The sequence below is a fragment of the Limimaricola cinnabarinus genome, assembly GCF_002723615.1.
In the GTDB taxonomy this organism is placed as follows: Bacteria; Pseudomonadota; Alphaproteobacteria; order Rhodobacterales; family Rhodobacteraceae; genus Limimaricola; species Limimaricola cinnabarinus_B.
The window spans coordinates 68658-86014 of sequence record NZ_KZ304953.1 but is presented as its reverse complement, the minus strand read 5'-3'; the positions used below and the strand labels follow the sequence as shown (position 1 = coordinate 86014).

The 17357-nt window shown below is 70.8% G+C and carries 15 protein-coding genes; 10 read left to right on the top strand and 5 right to left on the bottom strand.

Annotation, left to right across the window (positions count from 1 at the left end; translation table 11 throughout):
* Positions 1-144: 144 nt before the first annotated feature.
* The 3 genes from CJ301_RS05010 (at position 145) to CJ301_RS05000 (ending at position 2690) form a co-directional block, all read left to right on the top strand.
* The gene (locus tag CJ301_RS05010; protein ID WP_162620420.1) at positions 145-543 is read left to right on the top strand and encodes a hypothetical protein; all 399 of its coding nucleotides are present in this window, start codon (positions 145-147) and stop codon (positions 541-543) included.
* A 116-nt stretch (positions 544-659) separates the two neighbouring features.
* The gene (locus tag CJ301_RS05005) at positions 660-1847 is read left to right on the top strand and encodes an NAD(P)/FAD-dependent oxidoreductase (RefSeq protein WP_099274911.1); all 1188 of its coding nucleotides are present in this window, start codon (positions 660-662) and stop codon (positions 1845-1847) included.
* A 9-nt stretch (positions 1848-1856) separates the two neighbouring features.
* A complete protein-coding gene (locus CJ301_RS05000; protein WP_099274909.1) occupies positions 1857-2690 on the top strand; it encodes an NAD-dependent epimerase/dehydratase family protein in 834 nt (277 codons plus the stop codon).
* A gap of 122 nt (positions 2691-2812) precedes the next feature.
* On the opposite strand, the gene rpe is transcribed toward CJ301_RS05000, so the two are convergent.
* Entirely contained in the window at positions 2813-3499 is a 687-nt protein-coding gene (gene rpe, locus CJ301_RS04995; protein WP_099274907.1) for a ribulose-phosphate 3-epimerase, read from the bottom strand.
* 113 nt (positions 3500-3612) lie between these two features.
* Between rpe and CJ301_RS04990 the strand changes: the two genes are divergently transcribed.
* Positions 3613-4461, top strand: a complete 849-nt coding sequence (locus CJ301_RS04990) for a helix-turn-helix domain-containing protein (RefSeq protein WP_099274905.1) — start codon at positions 3613-3615, stop codon at positions 4459-4461.
* Here the strand turns inward: CJ301_RS04990 and CJ301_RS04985 are convergent.
* Positions 4458-5096 carry a DUF1523 family protein gene (locus CJ301_RS04985; RefSeq protein WP_099274903.1) on the bottom strand — a complete coding sequence of 213 codons (639 nt, stop codon included), beginning with the start codon at positions 5094-5096 and terminating at the stop codon, positions 4458-4460. The two genes, CJ301_RS04990 and CJ301_RS04985, sit on opposite strands and share 4 nt — an antisense overlap.
* A 64-nt stretch (positions 5097-5160) precedes the next feature.
* Entirely contained in the window at positions 5161-6003 is an 843-nt protein-coding gene (locus tag CJ301_RS04980; protein WP_254050076.1) for a L,D-transpeptidase, read from the bottom strand.
* A 219-nt stretch (positions 6004-6222) separates the two neighbouring features.
* Between CJ301_RS04980 and CJ301_RS04975 the strand changes: the two genes are divergently transcribed.
* On the top strand, positions 6223-7203 hold the full coding sequence (locus tag CJ301_RS04975) for a P1 family peptidase (protein ID WP_099275218.1): 981 nt from the start codon (positions 6223-6225) through the stop codon (positions 7201-7203).
* A 105-nt stretch (positions 7204-7308) separates the two neighbouring features.
* Here the strand turns inward: CJ301_RS04975 and CJ301_RS04970 are convergent, their stop codons facing one another.
* Positions 7309-8094 carry an alpha/beta hydrolase gene (locus CJ301_RS04970; protein WP_099274901.1) on the bottom strand — a complete coding sequence of 262 codons (786 nt, stop codon included), beginning with the start codon at positions 8092-8094 and terminating at the stop codon, positions 7309-7311.
* A 90-nt stretch (positions 8095-8184) separates the two neighbouring features.
* Between CJ301_RS04970 and CJ301_RS04965 the strand changes: the two genes are divergently transcribed.
* The gene (locus tag CJ301_RS04965; RefSeq protein WP_099274899.1) at positions 8185-9663 is read left to right on the top strand and encodes an NAD-dependent succinate-semialdehyde dehydrogenase; all 1479 of its coding nucleotides are present in this window, start codon (positions 8185-8187) and stop codon (positions 9661-9663) included.
* Between the two features lie 218 nt (positions 9664-9881).
* Here CJ301_RS04965 and CJ301_RS04960 read toward each other — a convergent pair whose 3' ends face one another.
* A complete protein-coding gene (locus CJ301_RS04960) occupies positions 9882-10469 on the bottom strand; it encodes a DUF1285 domain-containing protein (RefSeq protein WP_099274897.1) in 588 nt (195 codons plus the stop codon).
* Between the two features lie 70 nt (positions 10470-10539).
* On the opposite strand from CJ301_RS04960, the gene CJ301_RS04955 reads away from it, so the two are divergent.
* The 4 genes from CJ301_RS04955 to CJ301_RS04940 are packed head-to-tail and all read left to right on the top strand — an operon-like array spanning position 10540 to position 17277.
* The gene (locus CJ301_RS04955) at positions 10540-11544 is read left to right on the top strand and encodes an AAA family ATPase (protein WP_173812327.1); all 1005 of its coding nucleotides are present in this window, start codon (positions 10540-10542) and stop codon (positions 11542-11544) included.
* Entirely contained in the window at positions 11541-12431 is an 891-nt protein-coding gene (locus CJ301_RS04950; protein WP_099274893.1) for a DUF58 domain-containing protein, read from the top strand. The genes CJ301_RS04955 and CJ301_RS04950 overlap by 4 nt, the downstream gene beginning before the upstream one ends.
* Positions 12431-15205: a DUF4159 domain-containing protein gene (locus tag CJ301_RS04945; protein WP_099274891.1), complete on the top strand. Its 2775-nt coding sequence runs from the start codon at positions 12431-12433 to the stop codon at positions 15203-15205. Before CJ301_RS04950 ends, CJ301_RS04945 begins: the two co-directional genes overlap by 1 nt.
* Positions 15202-17277, top strand: a complete 2076-nt coding sequence (locus tag CJ301_RS04940) for a hypothetical protein (protein ID WP_099274889.1) — start codon at positions 15202-15204, stop codon at positions 17275-17277. The genes CJ301_RS04945 and CJ301_RS04940 overlap by 4 nt, the downstream gene beginning before the upstream one ends.
* Positions 17278-17357: the final 80 nt, after the last annotated feature.

The window sequence follows — 17357 nt, the reverse complement described above, 5'->3', positions numbered from 1 at the left end:
CGGCACCTCTTTCGGATAGGTCCAGTAACCTGTTGAGAGGACACATATATTTTTTACGTTGGGTCGAAATAATGACGACGTGAGGTTCCGATGAGGCGGCGCAGACCTGCCTCATTCCCGCCACAATCGGCCCCGAAACGGATCATGTTCTCGCGATTGATCAGTTTATCGAACCAACTATCCAGCTCACAGACCAGCTCATGGGATGGCGTCATGTATCATCAGGTAAACGCTTTTTCGGCTTCCGACGCCGCCTCCGCCCCGTCGCGGAACCCTGCGCTTTCGCGCAATGTCGAGCTTGTCTCGAGCCGGTTCTCGCAGGTCCGGCGGCATCGTTTTTCGAGCGGTGTCGAGGCCATGGTGACCGTGACCTTCCGCTACCACCCCGCCCTGCCGGTGCGCCGCGAAACGCTGCTCGTCAGCCTGCCGCGCCGCATCCATTCCCGTCCCGGTGCCTTGCGCAACCGGCTCGCCGGCATGGCGCTCGACCTCGCGGTGCTGATGCACCGCACGGACCGGGGCGCAGCCCTGCGACCGGTCTGACCATCTTGCCCCTTCGGGACCTCGCGCCCGAACCGACTTCAGCGCTCCTTCGGGAGCGCTTTTTTTCTTGCAGGAAGCCTCTTTCGCCGCGCCGCCCCAGCCCCTAGCCTTCCGGTATGACTGGCGAGCGCTCCTCATTCGACGTGGTGATCATCGGCGGCGCGATGATCGGCAGCGCCGTGGCCTGGTGGCTCGCGCGCGATCGCGATTTCGATGGCAGCATCCTCGTCATCGAGCGCGATCCCTCCTTCGAGTTCGCCTCCACCAGCCACACCAATTCCTGCATCCGCATGCAGTTCGGCACCAAGATCAACGTCGCGATCAGCCGCTTCGGGCTGGAGTTCATAGGATCGTTCCGCGAGTTCGCGGGCGAGGACGCGCCCGAGATTCATCTCGACGATTTCGGCTATCTCTACCTCGCCCGCGACGAACCCGCCGCCGACCGGCTGCGCACCGCGCAGGCGCTGCAGGCGCGCATGGGCGCGGGCACGAAGCTGCTCTCGTCCGGCCAGCTGCGCGCGGCCTTTCCCTTCATGCGCTTCGACGACGTGATTCTCGGCAGCCACAACCCCGGCGAAGAGGGCTGCTTCGACGGCGGCACGATGTTTTCGGAGTTCCGCCGCCGCGCCCGCAAGATGGGGGTCGAGGAGGCGCGCGCCGAGGCCACGGGGCTGCGGATGGCGGGCGGTCGCGTGACCCATGTCGAGCTGTCGGACGGCAGCAGCGTCGCCTGCGGCCATGTCGTCAACGCCGCGGGGCCGCGCGCCGCCACGGTGGCGGCGATGGCCGGGATCGTGCTGCCGGTCGAGCCGCGCAAGCGCTACACCTTCATCTTCGAGGCCGAGGACAAGCTGCCGCGCCGCCTGCCGCTGACGGTCGATCCCTGCGGCATCCACTACCGCACCGATGGCGGGCTCTACATGGCGGGCTGCCCGCCCGAGACCGACGGCCCCTGCGATGCGGAGGATTTCGAGATGGATCACGCCATCTGGGAGGAGCGCGTCTGGCCCGCCCTGGCCGAACGCATTCCCGCATTCGAGCGCATCCGGCTGCGCAATTCCTGGGTCGGCCACTATGCCTACAACACGCTCGACCAGAACGCGCTTCTGGGCCTGCATCCGGGCTGCGACAACCTGCTCTTTGCCAACGGCTTTTCCGGCCACGGGCTGCAGCAGGCCCCGGCGGTGGGGCGCGGCATCGCCGAGCACATCATCCACGGAGGCTGGCGCAGCCTCGACCTTTCGCCGCTCTCGGTGGCGCGCCTCGTCGAAGGGGCGCCGTTGACCGAGGCGGCGGTGATCTAGGGAGTATCCATGAAGAAGATCGTCCTCACCGGCGCCTGCGGCGCGCTCGGCTCGCAGCTGCGCGAGCCGCTCTCGAAGCTCGCCCGCGAGCTTTTGTCCACCGACATCGCCGAAGCCCCGGCCGAGCTGCTGGGAAACGAGCGTTTCGTGCAGGCCGACCTCGCCGATCTCGCGGCGATCGAGTCGCTGATGGAGGGGGCCGAGATGGTCGTGCATTTCGGCGCGATCCCCGACGAGCGGCCCTTCGAGGAACTGCTCGGCCCGAACTACATCGGCGCCTACACGGTCTGGGAGGCGGCGCATCGCGCAGGCGCGCGCCGCGTGGTCTATGCCTCCTCGGTCCATGCCGTGGGCCTGCAGGAGACGATGGCCGGCCATGACACGGACGTGGCTCACAAGCCCGACAGCTTCTACGGCCTGTCGAAATGCTTTGCCGAGGACATGGCCGGGATGTTCTGGGAGAAGCGGGGGCTGGAGGCGGTCTGCCTGCGGATCATGTCCTGCACGCCCGAGCCGCAGAACGCGCGGGCACTGCACACATGGCTCTCCTACGGCGATCTGGCGCGGCTGGTCGAGGCCTCTATCACCACGCCGGTCACCGGTTTCACCGTCGCCTGGGGCGTCTCGGCCAACAGCCGGGCCTCGGTTTCGAATCACAAGGTCTCGTTTCTCGGCTACCGGCCACGCGACAATGCCGAGGATTGGGCCGACCGGCTGCTGCCGCCGCAAAGGACGCCCGACCCCTCGGACCGGGCGCAGCGCTCGCTCGGCGGTCCCTTCGCGGTGGTGCCGCTGGGCGAAAGCGGGGTCGAGGCGATCCGGCGGATGAGCGAGGGGAGCTGACGGCGCTCCACCCCCGGCCTTGCGCCAGCGGAGAGGCCGGGATTTGCGTATTTCTAAGAAAGATGAAGGGGATGGCGCGCCCTTCCCTTTCATCTTTTCTCAAATACGCATGGCGCGCGGTCTCAGCCCTGCGCCGCGGCGCGGATCGCCGCGATGTTTTCGCCGTAGACCTGCGCCGCTTCGACCGAGCCGCCGCGAAACACCGCCGAGCCCGCGACCAACGCGTCGGCCCCCGCCCTAGCCACCAGCGGCGCGGTGCTCGTATCGACGCCGCCATCCACCTCGAGATGGATCTCCCGGTCGCCGATCATCTCCCGCAGGGCAGCGATCTTGTCGAGCGTGGCATGGATGAACTTCTGCCCGCCAAAGCCCGGGTTCACGGTCATGGCCAGCACGAGATCCACGTCGTCGAGCAGCGGCGCCACAGCCTCCGCGGGCGTGCCGGGGTTGAGCGCGACGCCCGCCTTCATCCCCGCCGCGCGGATCGCCTGCAGCGTGCGGTGGATGTGCGGCCCCGCCTCGACATGGGCGGTCAGGATGTCGGTGCCTGCATCGGCGAAGGCGTCGATATAGGGATCGACCGGCGCGATCATCAGATGCACGTCCATCACCGTCTTCACATGCGGCCGGATCGCGCGGACGAGCTGCGGGCCGAAGGTGATGTTGGGCACGAAATGCCCGTCCATCACGTCGACATGGACCCAGTCGGCGCCCTGCGCCTCGATGGCGCGGACCTCCGCGCCGAAATCCGCGAAATCGGCGGAGAGGATCGAGGGGGCGATCTTGAGAGTGCGGTCGAAAGCGGTCATCGGCAGGGCTCCTCATGCAGATGCGCCCTGCCCTAGCGCGAAAATTCGTCCGCGTCACCCGGCCCTCGCGCCCCGCCTCTCGCATCCGCAGAAAACCCTGCTACCCTAGCGTCATGCAACGCCCGCCCGTGATCCTCTCGCATGCTGATATTCTCGCCCCCGGCGCTTGCGCCGCGCTGACCCGCGCCGCGCTCACCCCTGCCCGCCCCGCGCTGCACGGCCACGACTTCTACGAGCTGGCCTGGGTGCAGAACGGGCGGGTGCGCCATCACCTGCCCGAGGGGCGCGAGGATCTCGTCGAGGGCGACGTGATCTTTGCAGGCCCGAAGCACCTGCACGGGCTGCAAGGGCGCGGCGCGGATGCGCTGCTGGTCTCCGTGACCCTGCACCCGGCGCTCATCGCCGATCTGGGGGCGCGGCATCCGGCGCTGGCGGGGCGGCTGTTCTGGGCCGATGCGCCCGCGCCGCTGCGGCTGAGGCGCGACAGCCGGCAGATGGCGGAGCTGAACCGCGCGGCGCTGCGGCTCGAGCGCGGGCGGCGCGACGCGCTGGGGGCCGAGGCCTTCCTGCTGCCGCTGCTCTGCGCGCTGACCGAGGAAACCGCGCCGCTGCCCGCCGAGGCGCCGGACTGGCTCGCGCGGGCCTGCGCCGCCTCGCGCGCGCCCGACGTGTTTCATGACGGCGCCTCGGGCTTCGCGCGTGTCGCGGGCAAGGCGCATCCGCATGTCAGCCGCTCGATGCGGCGCTTTCTCGACATGTCGCCCTCGGACTGGATCAACGCGCAGCGCATGGATTACGCCGCCCGCAGGCTGACCGGCAGCGCCGACAGCCTGTCGGAGATCGCGGCCGAATGCGGCGTGCCGAACCTGTCGCATTTCCACAAGCTGTTCCGGCAGGCCCATGGCGAAACCCCGCAGCGGTTTCGCCGGGCGCGCCAGCGCGACGTGGTGCAGCCCGGCTAGCGCGGCTCCTTGCGCTCGGCCCGCGCCGCGCGGCGGTTGCGGATCGCTTCGCTCCAGATCGCGACGCGCCGGTCGCCCCGGTCGAGCCAGGGCGAGACATGGCGCCGCGACCAGCGCCGCAGCCGCACGCCCACGCCCCAGACCAGCGCCGCGAGAAGCACCAGCACCACGATGTTGAACCACGGGATCAGCCGCACCTCGGGCCCGGCCACCGGCTTGACCGACAGCGCGTTGGGATAGACCGAGAGCCATGGCAGCCGCCAGCCGTAATAGCGCATCGCCACCCATTGCGGTGCCGTGGCCGAGGAGACGAGGCTGCGCGCCTCGGCCTGCAGGTTGGCGCTGTCGAACTTGAAATAAGGCGGCCAGCCGCCGCCCGTGTCCTCGTTGCGAAACACCATGACATCGCCATCCGCGCGCACCGTGTCGATGAAGCGCACGTCGCGCTCCACCGGGCCGGTGGTGGCGGCGTCGTTCTCGGAAGCCGCCCAAAACACCGAATCCGGGTCGATCCGCTCGAGCTTGATCTCGACGCCGGTGATCCGGACGATCTCGCGGCGCGGCAGGTTGTAGTGCAGCAGCGCGGCGAGCAGCGCCAGCACCACGCCCCAGAAGATCCATGATATCCAGCGCATCGCATCACTCCTTGCGCATCATCCCGGGCCGCCGCCAAAGCCAGCGGCCCGCCCCAGGCCTGCCTCAGTAGCCGAAGCTCTCGATGCGCGACGCATCGCCGAATTGCGGCGGCCCGCTCGCCTCGGCGGCGGCATAGAGCTCTTCGGGCGGCACATAGGTCGGCGGCAGCTCGCGGCCCCGGTTGGCCACGGCCTCGCCCTCGATCGCGACCGAATCGGCATAGTCGCGGATCACCACCCGCGTGCCGAGCGGCACTTTCGGGAAGAGGAAGATGGCGTCGTGGTTGAACATGCGGATGCAGCCCGCCGAGCCGGAATTGCCGATCGAGGCGAGATCGTTGGTGCCGTGGATCCGGTAATAGGTGTCGCGGTTGCCCTGGTAGAGATAGAGCGCCCGCGCGCCCAGGGGGTTGGCCAGGCCGCCGGGCACGCCGCCCGCATATTCGGCGTAGATCTCGGGCTCGCGCCGGATCATGTTCTGCGTCGGCGTCCAGCTCGGCCACTTTTCCTTGCGCTTGATCGTGGTGTCGTAGGACATCGACAGGCCCTGACGGCCGACGCCGACCGGAAAGCGCCACGCCATGCCGCCCGGCTCGATCCAGTAGAGCAGCTTGGCATGCAGGTCGGCCTCGATCGTGCCGCTCGATTCGTAGCCCGGATAGGACACGTAGGCGCGGCGGTTCAGCCCGGTCAGGTATTTCGGCGGCACCGGCGGCAGGCGGTAGCCCGCATCCTCGATCAGCCCGTAGCCATCGACGATCTGGCTCATCGGCACGCCGCCGATCTCGCGCTCGGCGGCGGGGGCGGCGGAGGACGGGATACGGGCGGCGCAGGCGGGAAGGACGGACAGCGCGGCCGCGCCGGTCAGCAGCCGGCGACGCGTGAGCGCGGTAGGGGTGAACTTCATGAATGGCAGCCTTTGACGCAAGGGTTCGCGCCAACCTATCATCACGCGCCGGAACCGCAATCTCGGCACCCTGCGGGGCGGTGCCAGCCCACGACCGGGGCATTACATCCCGCCCGGAGGAAGAATGGCATTGAGATCAACAGCTTGCGACAGAGCCCATGGCACGAATCACGCGTGCCTAAGCCACATGGTCTCTCACATCCGCTTGAGGCGCGCATGATGCGGCCCGGTCCGCGCGATGCGATCACCGATGTTCCGGGCCTGCTGGTCGGACAGGCGCATGACGCGGCGCTGCGCTCGGGCGTGACGGTGCTGACGGCCCGCGCGCCCTTTGCCGCCGCGGTCGACGTGATGGGCGGCGCGCCCGGCACGCGCGAGACCGAGCTTCTGGCCCCCGACCGGCTCGTTCCGGCGGTGGATGCGCTGGTGCTGTCGGGGGGCTCCGCCTTCGGGCTCGATGCCGCCTCGGGCGTGGCCGAGGGGCTGCGCGCCATGGGGCGCGGCTTCGAGGCGGCGGGGCAGCGCGTGCCGATCGTGCCGGCGGCGATCCTGTTCGATCTCGGCAATGGCGGCGACAAGGGCTGGACGGCGAACCCCTACGCCACGTTGGGGCGCAAGGCGCTGGAGATGGCGGGGGCGGATGTCGCCGAAGGCAGCCACGGCGCGGGCCATGGCGCCACCACGGCCACGCTGGCGGGCGGCATCGGCACCGCCTCGCTGGTGCTGGAGAGCGGGCACCGCGTCGGCGCGCTGGTGGCGGTGAACGCGGTCGGCTCGGCCACGGTCGGCGGTGGCCCGCATTTCTGGGCGGCGCCATGGGAGATCGGGGCCGAGTTCGGTGGGCTGGGCTCTGCGATGCCGCCCCCTGGCCCGCCGCCCACCAAGCTCGCCGCACCCGGCGAGGCCACGACCCTCGCCATCGTCGCCACCGACGCCGCGCTCGACAAGGCGGGCTGCCGGCGCATGGCGGTCGCGGCGCAGGACGGCATCGCGCGGGCGCTGGTCCCGGCGCATACCCCCTTCGACGGCGATCTGGTCTTTGCCGCCTCGACCGGGGCGCGCCCGCTCGGCGGCCCCGCCGAGGCGCTCTGGCTCGGCCATGCCGCCTCCACCTGCCTTGCCCGCGCCATCGCGCGCGCGGTGTATCACGCGGCCCCCGGCGGGCCGCTGCCCTCCTGGCAGGAGCGGTTCGGGCGCTGATCCCTTTCATCTTTCTTCAAATACGCAAATCCCGACATTGAACCGGAGCGCCCCGTGGCGGGTCGGGCGATGCGTATTTTCGGAAAGATGAACCAGGGGCGGCGCTCAGCCCAACAGCGTCTCGGTCAGCGGGCTGTCGGGTTCGGCCAGCTCCTCGATCACGTCGAAATGGTGCCGCCCCGGCGCTTCCACCAGCTCGCAGCCGCGCCGCTCGGCCAGCCAGCGGGCCTGATCGATGAAGGCGGGCCGCTCCGCCGCGCCGACCCAGACCGTCATCGGCAGATCGACCTGCTCGCACAAAAGCGGGCTTTCGGCCTCGGCCTCCTCCCGGTCGAGCCGCAGGTCGTCGTTCATCGTCGCCCCCATGAGCGGGCGCAGGTCCGACAGCGGCGAGATCGGCACGATCCGCGCCACCCGGTCGCGCCAGGGCGGCGAAAGATCGGCGCAGGCCATGCGCGCCACCAGATGCCCGCCCGCCGAATGACCCGCAAGCCGCAGCGGCCCCGGCACGGCTTCGGCCACCGCGCCGATCGCCGCCTCGATCTCGCGGGTCATGGCCGCGATCCGCGCCTCTGGCGCCAGCGTGTAGGAGGGCATCGCCACCGCCCAGCCATGCGCCAGCGCGCCTTCGGCGAGATGCGACCAGCTCGACTTGTCGAAGGCCCTCCAGAAGCCGCCATGCACGAAGATCACCGCGCCCTTCGCTTCGCCTTCGGGGCGAAACAGGTCGAGCCGCTGGCGCGCGCCTGCCCCATAGGCGATCTCCTCGGGCGGATGGCGCTCGCGAAACGCCGCCGCCGCCTCGGCCCAGCGCGCGGGATATTCCATGCCGCCGGGGATATGGCTGGCATTGGCATAGGCCACGTCGATCGCGGCACGGCTGTCTGTCATGTCTCTCTCCCTGTCATGCCCGCTGTTCGAGGGCTGGACCCGCACTACCCTCGCGGTCAAGGATGCGCCCGAACACCTGGAGGAGAAGTCATGCTCGACGACCGCACCGACATCAAGTCACTGCTCAGCCGCCCCGATCTCATCCGCGACAAGGCCTTTCTCGGCGGCAAATGGGTTTCGGCCGAAGGTGGCGCGACCTTCGAGGTCACCAACCCCGCGCGCGGCGACGTTCTGGCCTCGGTGGCCGATCTGTCGCGCGAGGAGGTCGCCCGCGCCATCGACATCGCCCGCAAGGCGCAGAAGCCCTGGGCCGCGAAGACCGGCAAGGAGCGCGCGAAGATCCTGCGCCGCTGGTTCGACCTGCTGATGGAGCACCAAGAGGATCTCGCCATCCTGATGACCGCCGAGCAGGGCAAGCCGCTGCATGAAAGCCGCGGCGAGGTGGCTTACGGCGCGAGCTTCATCGAATGGTTCGGCGAGGAGGCCAAGCGCGTTTACGGCGAGACCATCCCCGGCCACATGCCCGACAAGCGGATCACCGTGATCAAGCAGCCGATCGGCGTCGCCGCCGGGATCACCCCGTGGAACTTCCCCAACGCGATGATCGCCCGCAAGGTGGCCCCGGCGCTGGCGGCGGGCTGCTCCTTCGTGATCCGCCCCGCCTCGCAGACGCCGCTTTCGGCTCTGGCCATGGCGGTGCTGGCCGAGGAAGCGGGCGTGCCCGAGGGGGTGTTCTCGGTGGTCACCTCCTCCTCGGCTTCCGAGATCGGCAAGGAATTCTGCGAGAACCCGGTTGTGCGCAAGCTGACCTTCACTGGCTCGACCGAGGTGGGCCGCATCCTGCTGCGCCAGGCCGCCGACCAGGTGATGAAATGCTCGATGGAGCTCGGGGGCAACGCGCCCTTCATCGTCTTCGACGACGCCGATCTCGATGCCGCGGTCGAGGGCGCGATCCAGTGCAAGTTCCGCAACAACGGCCAGACCTGCGTCTGCGCCAACCGGATCTACGTGCAAAAGGGCGTCTATGACGAGTTCGCCAAGCGCCTGAAGGCGGCGGTGGAGAAGCTGCATGTCGGCGACGGCCTGTCTGACGGCACCGATCTCGGCCCGCTGATCGAACCCTCGGCGATCGAGAAGGTGCGCGATCACCTCAAGGACGCGCTCGATCAGGGCGCGACCCTGCTCACGGGCGGCGAAGCGCATGACCTCGGCGGCCAGTTCTTCCAGCCCACCGTCGTCACCGGCGCCAAGCAGGGCATGAAGGTCGCGCATGAAGAAACCTTCGGCCCCTTCGCCCCGCTCTTCGCCTTCGAGGACGAGGAGGAGGTGATCGAGATGGCCAATGACACGATCTTCGGGCTGGCCTCGTATTTCTATGCCAAGGATTTGTCCCGCGTGACCAAGGTCGCCGAGGCGCTGGAATACGGCATCGTCGGGATCAACACCGGCATCATCTCGACCGAGGTCGCGCCCTTCGGCGGGGTCAAGCAGTCGGGGCTGGGCCGCGAGGGCTCGCGCCACGGGATCGAGGATTACCTGGAGATGAAATACATCTGCGCCTCGGTCTGAGGGCCTGCGGCCATGGCGGGGGCGGTTCGGGCGCCGCCCCCCCGATCGTGCAGCCGGGGCCGTGACGCGCCGAAAATGCGGTCGGCCGGGCGGTTGTCCGAGCGGGTCGCAACCATGTCGCATTCCGTGCCTAGCCTGAAGGCGGCGTCCGGTGTCACGCCGTGGCGTCACGGCTTGATGACGAGTGACACGTTCGCACCGAGCGCCGGGCGGAACCCTCAGCGCAGCTCCGCTGCCGGAATGATCGGAAAGAACACCCCGCCCGAGCGCACGCCGAACCAGTCCGCGCCCTCATGCGGCGCGGTCTCGCCCAGCTCGACCAGCCGGTAGAAGCTCTTGCGGTCGATCAGCGCCTCCAGCCCGGAGCGGATCTCGACATAGGGGGCGGGCTCGCCCGTCTCGGGCTCGCGCACCACCCGGATTGGGTGATCGGGGCCCGCCAGCGCCGTCTCGCCGAGATTGGTCGTGAACAGCAGATCCTCGCCCTCGCGCACCACATCGACCGCGACGAATGGCGCGTCGTCCACGGTGATACCGACCTTCTCGACCGGGGTGACGAGGTAGTGCCTGTCGCCCTCCCGCTTGAGGATCGAGGCGAAGAGCTTGACCATCCGCTCACGCCCGATCGGCGTGCCCTCGTGGAACCACGTGCCGTCGCGGGCGATGCGCATGTCGAGATCGCCGCAGAACGGCGGATCCCACAGATGCACCGGCGCGGGCCCGCGCGCCCCCGCCCGGCTCGCTGCCGATGCGAGGCTTTCCGCCGAAGGGCCGCCATTTCCTTCACCGTTCTTTGTGTTTGCCATCGGGAGCCGCCACGGTATCTGCTGGAACTGCAATCTAGACTAGAACGGGAAGGCTGTCATGCCAGAGCAGATGAGCGACGCCGATCTCCTTGCCGGGATCGACAGCCTCGGCGACCGCCTCGCGCGGGCCCGCGACAGCGTGGCCCGGCGCTTCGTCGGTCAGGAGCGGGTGGTCGAGCTGTCGCTCTCGGCGCTGCTCTGCGGCGGCCACGCGCTGCTCGTGGGCCTGCCGGGCTTGGGCAAGACGCGGCTCGTCGATGCGCTCTCGACGGTGATGGGCCTCGCCGAAAGCCGCATCCAGTTCACCCCCGACCTGATGCCCGCCGACATTCTGGGCAGTGAAGTGCTGGAGACCGCCGCCGACGGCTCCCGCGCCTTTCGCTTCATCGAAGGCCCGATCTTCTGCCAGCTCCTGATGGCCGACGAGATCAACCGCGCCTCCCCCCGCACGCAGTCGGCGCTGCTGCAGGCGATGCAGGAGCGCGAGGTGACCATCGCCGGGCAGCACCGCCCGCTGGGCCGCCCGTTCCACGTTCTGGCGACGCAGAACCCGCTGGAGCAGGAGGGCACCTATCCGCTGCCCGAGGCGCAGCTCGACCGCTTCCTCTTTCAGATCGACGTGCCCTACCCCACCCGCGACACCGAGCGCGAGATCCTGCTCGCCACGACCGGCATCGAGGAGGCCGAGGCCGAGGCGGTGTTCACCGCGCAGGAACTGCTCGACGCCCAGCGCCTCCTGCGCCGGATGCCGGTCGGCGAAGGCGTGATGGAGCTCATTCTCGATCTGGTGCGCGCCTGCCGCCCCGACGAGCCCGAGGCGCTGCCCGAGCTGCGCCAGTCGGTGAGCTGGGGGCCGGGGCCGCGCGCGGCGCAGGCCTTGATGCTCGCGGTGCGGGCCGAGGCGCTGCTCGATGGGCGTCTCGCGCCGGGGCCGCAGGACGTGGCGCGGCTCGCCGTGCCGGTGCTGGAGCACCGCATGGCGCTGGGCTTTGCCGCACGCGCGCGGGGCGAAAGCCTGCCCGCGCTGATCGGGGAGGTGACCGCGCGGGTGACGCGCATCGAGGCGGCGGCGTGATCGCAGGCCCCGCCCCGGACAGCACCCCGCTCGGCCTGCGCGGCCGGGCCGAAGACCTCGCCGCCCCGCTGCCGCCGCTTCTGGCCGAGGCCGAGCAGCTCGCCCAGACCGTGCTGATGGGCGAGCATGGCCGCAGGCGCGCGGGCGCGGGCAGCAATTTCTGGCAATACCGCGCCGCCCAGCCGCATGACACCGCGCGCGCCATCGACTGGCGCCGCTCGGGCCGCGCCGATCAGGCCTTCGTGCAGGAAAAGGAATGGCAGATCGCCCAGAGCGTGGCGCTCTGGGTCGATGACGGGGCCGCCATGGGCTTTGCCTCGACGCCCAGGCTCCCCCCCAAATCCGACCGCGCGCGGCTCATCGCGCTGGCGCTCGCCGTGGTGCTGAACCGCGGCGGCGAACGGGTCGGGCTCACCGATGCGCGGCTGCCGCCGCGCCGGGGGCGCGGGCAGCTGGCGCGGCTGGCGCAGATCCTGTCGCAGGAGCGGGGCGAGGATCACGGCGCGCCCGAGGCGGGCGGCCTCGCGCCGCAAAGCCGCGCCGTGCTGATCTCGGATTTCCTCGGCCCCATCGAGCCGGTCGAGGCAATGCTCACCGCGGCCGCCGATCGCGGCGTGCGCGGCGCGCTCTTGCAGGTGCTCGACCCCGCCGAGGAGGCGTTTCCCTATGACGGGCGCACCATCTTCGAAAGCATGTCCGGCGCGCTGCGCCACGAGACGCTGAAGGCGGGCGATCTGAAGGACCGCTATCTCGAACGCCTCGCTGCGCGCCGCGCGCATCTTGCCGCCCTCGCCCATGCCACCGGCTGGCAGCTCTCGACCCACCGCACCTCCGAAAGCGCGGTCTCGGCGCTTTTGTGGCTCCACACCGCGCTGGAGCGGCGCTGATGTGGAGCCTCGGCCCCGTCGGCTTTCTCTCGCCATGGCTGCTGGCCGGGCTGGTGCTGCTGCCGGTGTTGTGGCTGATCCTGCGCGCCGTGCCGCCCGCGCCGCTGCGCCGCCGCTTTCCCGGCGTGGCGCTGCTTCTGGGGCTCGATGACCGCGAGAGCCAGTCGGACCGCACGCCGTGGTGGCTTTTGCTGCTGCGCATCCTCGCCGTCGCGGCGGTTATCGTGGGCTTTGCAGGCCCGGTGCTGAACCCGACCGACCGGCCCGCCCCCGGCACGGGGCCGCTCCTGATCCTCGCCGACGGCACATGGGCCGATGCGCGCGACTGGCCTGCCCGTAGCGCGCGGATCGAGGCGCTCTTGGGCGAGGCCCGGCGCGCGGGCCGCCCCGCCGCCGCCGCCGTGCTGACCGACCTTCCCGGCGAGATCCGCTTCGACCCCGCCGAGGCGGTGCTGTCCGCCCTGCCCGGCCTCACCCCGCGGCCATGGCAGCCCGATGCGGCGGCGCTGGCCGACTGGGCCGAGGCTCTCGAAGGCCGGTTCGAGACGGTCTGGCTGTCGGACGGCCTCGCGCGCGACAGCCGCGCCCCCCTGCTCGATGCGCTCGAATCCCACGGCCCGGTGCGGGTGATCCAGACGCCGCGCCGCATCCTCGCGCTGCGCCCGCCGCTGCTCGACGGCGCGCAGATCGCGCTGGAGGCGGTGCGCACCCCCACCGGGGGCGCGGCGCAGGCCATCATCGCCGCCCATGGCCTCGATCCCGCCGGGGTCGAACGCCGCCTCGCCACCGCGACGCTCGACTTTGCGCCGGGCGAGGCCACGGCCTCCGCCGCTCTGGCGCTGCCGCCCGAACTGCGCAACCGGGTCACCCGCTTCGAGATCGAGGGCGCGCGCTCCGCCGCCGCCGTGGCGCTGGGCGACGATGCGCTGCGGCGGCGCGAGGTGGCCCTCGTCGAAAGCCGCGAGGCGCGCGAGACGACCGAGCTGATGTCGCCGCTGCATTACCTGCGCGTGGCGCTGGAGCCGCAGGCCGATCTGCTCTCGGGCGATCTCTCCGCGCTGATCCCCGCCAGGCCGGACGTGATCGTGCTGGCCGATGCGGGCAGCCTGCCGCCCGCCGAGGCCGAGGCGCTGCAGGCTTGGGTCGAGGAAGGCGGGCTTCTTCTGCGCTTCGCCGGACCGCGCCTCGCGGCTTCCGAGGCGGGGCGCGACGGGGGCGATCCGCTGATGCCGGTGCGGCTGCGCGCCGCGGCCCGCTCGGTCGGCGGCACGATGAGCTGGGGCGAGCCCAAGACCATCGCCCCCTTCGAGAGCGACAGCCCCTTCTTCGGCCTGCCGGTGCCGGAGGATGTCACCGTGCGCGCGCAGGTCGTGGCCCAGCCCGGCCCCGACCTCGCCGATCGGGTCATCGCGCAGCTTTCCGACGGCACGCCGCTGGTCACCCGCAAGGGCCTCGGCGAGGGGCAGGTCGTGCTCGTTCATGTCACCGCCAATGCCGAATGGTCCTCGCTGCCGCTTTCGGGGCTGTTCGTGTCGATGCTGGAGCGGCTCGCCATCTCGGCGCGCGGCGGCGCCGATGCCGCCGCCGACCTCGCGGGCACGACATGGCAGCCGGTCGAGGTGATGGATGCCGAAGGCCGCCTGACCGAGACCGATACCCGCGCCGCCGTCGCGGGCGAGGATCTCGCGGCAGGCGATCTGGGCCCCGACCTGCCGCCGGGGCTCTATGCGGGCGAGGCGGGGCGCTTTGCGCTCAACGTCACCCGCGCCGACACCAGCCTCGCGCCTGCGCGCTGGCCCGCGCGCATTGCGGTCGAGGGGCTGACACGCCCGGCCGAGCGGCCCTTGGGCGGGCTGCTGCTGGCGCTCGCCGTGGCGCTGATGGCGCTCGACGCGCTGGCCTCGCTCGCGGTGGGCGGGCGGCTTCGCGCGGGCGCGGCGCTGCTGCTCGCGGCTTTGCTGCTGCCGCCGGTTCCCGGCGCGCGGGCGCAGGACGCCGCGCCGCCGATCTCGGCGCAGGACGAGGCTTTCGCGCAGGCCGCGACCGGGTCGGTCGTGCTGGGGCATATCCTGTCGGGCGACGCGCAGGTCGACGAGGTGGCGCGGCAGGGGCTGGAGGGCCTCGGGCGCACGCTGTGGCAGCGCACCTCGGTCGAGCCCGCCGCCCCGATGGCGGTCGATCCCGAGACCGACGAGCTGGCCTTCTTCCCGCTGCTCTACTGGCCGATCACGGATCAGACGCCGATCCCCTCGGGCGCGGCCTATGACAAGCTCAACGCCTATCTGCGCGGCGGCGGCATGATCGTCTTCGACACGCGCGACGCCGGGATCGCGGGCTTCGGCAGGACCACGCCCGAGGGCCGCCGCCTGCAAACCATCGCCCGCCCGCTCGACGTGCCGCCGCTCTCGCCCGTCCCCGAGGATCACGTGCTGACCCGCACCTTCTACCTGCTGCAGGATTTTCCCGGCCGCCATCAGGGCCGCGACGTCTGGGTCGAGGCCGCACCCGACGAGGAGCCGACCCCCGGCATGCCGTTTCGCAACCTCAACGACAACGTCACGCCGGTGGTGATCGGCGGCAATGACTGGGCCTCGGCCTGGGCGATGAACCCGGTCGGCATGCCGCTCTACCCGGTCGGGCGCGGCATGGCCGGTGAACGGCAGCGCGAGATGGCTTACCGCTTCGGGGTGAACCTCGTGATGCATGTGCTCACCGGCAACTACAAATCCGATCAGGTCCATGTGCCCGCCCTGCTCGAAAGGCTCGGCCAATGACCGGCACGGTGATCTTCGATCCGCTCCTGCCCTGGCCCGCGCTCTGGGCACTCGTCGCGCTGACGGTGCTGGTGGTGGCGCTGGCGCTGTGGCGCGGCCTGCCGGGCTGGTGGCTGCGCGCCCTCGCCGGGGCCGCGCTGATCGCCGGTCTGGCCAACCCGGCGCTGCAGCGCGAGGAGCGTCAGCCCCTGTCGGACATCGTGGTCGCCGTGGTCGACGAAAGCGCGAGCCAGACCCTTTCGGACCGCGCCGCGCAGACCGAGGCCATGCTCGACGACCTCACGGCGAAGATCGCCGCGCGCGAGAACACCGAGCTGCGGGTGGTGCGCCTCGGCGATGCGCCGCAGGATGGCGGCACGCGGCTGATGACCGCGCTGTCCGAGGCGCTGGCCGAAGAGCCCCTGGGCCGCGTCGCGGGCATCGTCCTTCTGACCGATGGGCGCCTGCACGACGCCGCGCGCGCCCCCGACCTGCCCGCCCCGGCCCATGTTCTGCTCAGCGGGCGCGAGGGCGACTGGGACCGCCGCCTCGTGGTGCGCAACGCCCCGGCCTTCGCGATCCTCGGGGAGGAAGTGGAGCTGACGCTGCGCATCGAGGACAGCGGCGCCGCCCCCGAAGCCGCCGGTCCCGTGCCGCTCACCATCGCCGTGGACGGGGCCGAGCCGATGCGCTTCGAGGTGCCGCTCGGGCGCGACATCCGCCTGCCGGTGGCGCTGCCGCATGGCGGCATGAACGTGCTGCAATTCGCCACGCCGGAGGTGGAGGGCGAGCTGACGCCGCGCAACAACGAAAGCGTGGTGCAGATCAACGGCGTGCGCGACAGGCTGCGGGTGCTGCTGGTCTCGGGCGAGCCCTATGCCGGCGAGCGGACATGGCGCAACCTGCTGAAATCCGACCCTTCGGTCGATCTGGTGCATTTCACCATCCTGCGCCCGCCCGAAAAGCAGGACGGCGTCCCGGTCGAGGAGCTGTCGCTCATCGCCTTTCCGACCCGCGAGCTGTTCATCGAGAAGATCGACGAGTTCGACCTGATCGTCTTCGACCGCTACCGCAGGCGCGGCATCCTGCCGTCGGAATATTTCGCCAATGTCGGCCGCTATGTCGAAGAGGGCGGCGCGGTGCTGGTCACCGCCGGGCCGGAATATGCGGGTGCCGAGAGCATCTTCCGCAGCCCCCTGGGCTTCGTGCTTCCGGGCGCGCCCAGCGCGCGGGTGGTCGAGCGGGCGTTCCGCCCCGAGCTGACCGAGCTTGGCACGCGCCACCCCGTCACCTCGGGCCTCGCCGATCCGTGGCGCGATGCCGAGGGCGATCCGCTCAAGCCCGGCTGGGGCCGCTGGTTCCGGCAGGTGGAAATCGACCCGACCCAGAGCGCCACCATCGCCCTCACCGGGCCGGGCGAACGCCCGCTTCTCGCGCTCGACCGCGTGGGAGAGGGGCGTGTGGCGCTGCTGGCCTCGGACCAGGTCTGGCTCTGGGGGCGCGGCTATGATGGCGGCGGCCCCCAGCTCGACCTGCTGCGCCGCCTGGCGCACTGGATGATGAAGGAGCCCGAGCTCGAGGAAGAGGCGCTCTGGGCCGAGCCCTCGGGGCTGACCATGCGGATCGTGCGCCGCTCGCTTTCCGAACAGATCGGTCCCGTCACCGTCACCGGGCCGGAGGGCGATGAGACGGAAGTGCCGCTCGAAGAGGTCGAACCGGGCCGGTTCGAGGCGCTCTGGGCCACGCCGCGCATGGGGCTCTACCGTCTTTCGGAGCGCGATCAGGAGGCGGTGATCGCGCTCGGCCCCGCGGCACCGCGCGAGTTCGAGGAAACCATCGCAAGCGGCGACGCGCTCGAAGAGATCACCGCGCCGACCCGCGGCGGTATCAAGCGCATCGAGGAGGGGCTGCCGGCCTTGCGCGAGGTGCGCGCGGGGCGCCCCGCCGCCGGGCGCGGCTGGATCGGGCTGACCCCGCGCGGCGCCTACCGCACGCTCGACCTCACGGTGACGCCGCTGCTCCCGGCCTGGCTCTGGCTGATCTTCGCCGCGACGTTGATGATCGGCGCCTGGCTGCGCGAGGCGCGGCGCTAGGCGGAGAAGTCGGGATCTGCGTATTTGAAGAAAGATGAACGGGGGCGTCGCGCCCTCCTGTTCATCTTTCGCCAAATACG

Excerpts from the sequence above, each read along its gene's own strand:
- CJ301_RS05010 (WP_162620420.1), top strand. The coding sequence starts at position 145 with ATGTTCTCGCGATTGATCAGTTTATCGAACCAACTATCCAGCTCACAG.
- CJ301_RS05005 (WP_099274911.1), top strand. The coding sequence starts at position 660 with ATGACTGGCGAGCGCTCCTCATTCGACGTGGTGATCATCGGCGGCGCG.
- CJ301_RS05000 (WP_099274909.1), top strand. The coding sequence starts at position 1,857 with ATGAAGAAGATCGTCCTCACCGGCGCCTGCGGCGCGCTCGGCTCGCAG.
- rpe (WP_099274907.1), bottom strand. The coding sequence starts at position 3,499 with ATGACCGCTTTCGACCGCACTCTCAAGATCGCCCCCTCGATCCTCTCC.
- CJ301_RS04990 (WP_099274905.1), top strand. The coding sequence starts at position 3,613 with ATGCAACGCCCGCCCGTGATCCTCTCGCATGCTGATATTCTCGCCCCC.
- CJ301_RS04985 (WP_099274903.1), bottom strand. The coding sequence starts at position 5,096 with ATGCGCTGGATATCATGGATCTTCTGGGGCGTGGTGCTGGCGCTGCTC.
- CJ301_RS04980 (WP_254050076.1), bottom strand. The coding sequence starts at position 6,003 with ATGAAGTTCACCCCTACCGCGCTCACGCGTCGCCGGCTGCTGACCGGC.
- CJ301_RS04975 (WP_099275218.1), top strand. The coding sequence starts at position 6,223 with ATGCGGCCCGGTCCGCGCGATGCGATCACCGATGTTCCGGGCCTGCTG.
- CJ301_RS04970 (WP_099274901.1), bottom strand. The coding sequence starts at position 8,094 with ATGACAGACAGCCGTGCCGCGATCGACGTGGCCTATGCCAATGCCAGC.
- CJ301_RS04965 (WP_099274899.1), top strand. The coding sequence starts at position 8,185 with ATGCTCGACGACCGCACCGACATCAAGTCACTGCTCAGCCGCCCCGAT.
- CJ301_RS04960 (WP_099274897.1), bottom strand. The coding sequence starts at position 10,469 with ATGGCAAACACAAAGAACGGTGAAGGAAATGGCGGCCCTTCGGCGGAA.
- CJ301_RS04955 (WP_173812327.1), top strand. The coding sequence starts at position 10,540 with ATGAGCGACGCCGATCTCCTTGCCGGGATCGACAGCCTCGGCGACCGC.
- CJ301_RS04945 (WP_099274891.1), top strand. The coding sequence starts at position 12,431 with ATGTGGAGCCTCGGCCCCGTCGGCTTTCTCTCGCCATGGCTGCTGGCC.
- CJ301_RS04940 (WP_099274889.1), top strand. The coding sequence starts at position 15,202 with ATGACCGGCACGGTGATCTTCGATCCGCTCCTGCCCTGGCCCGCGCTC.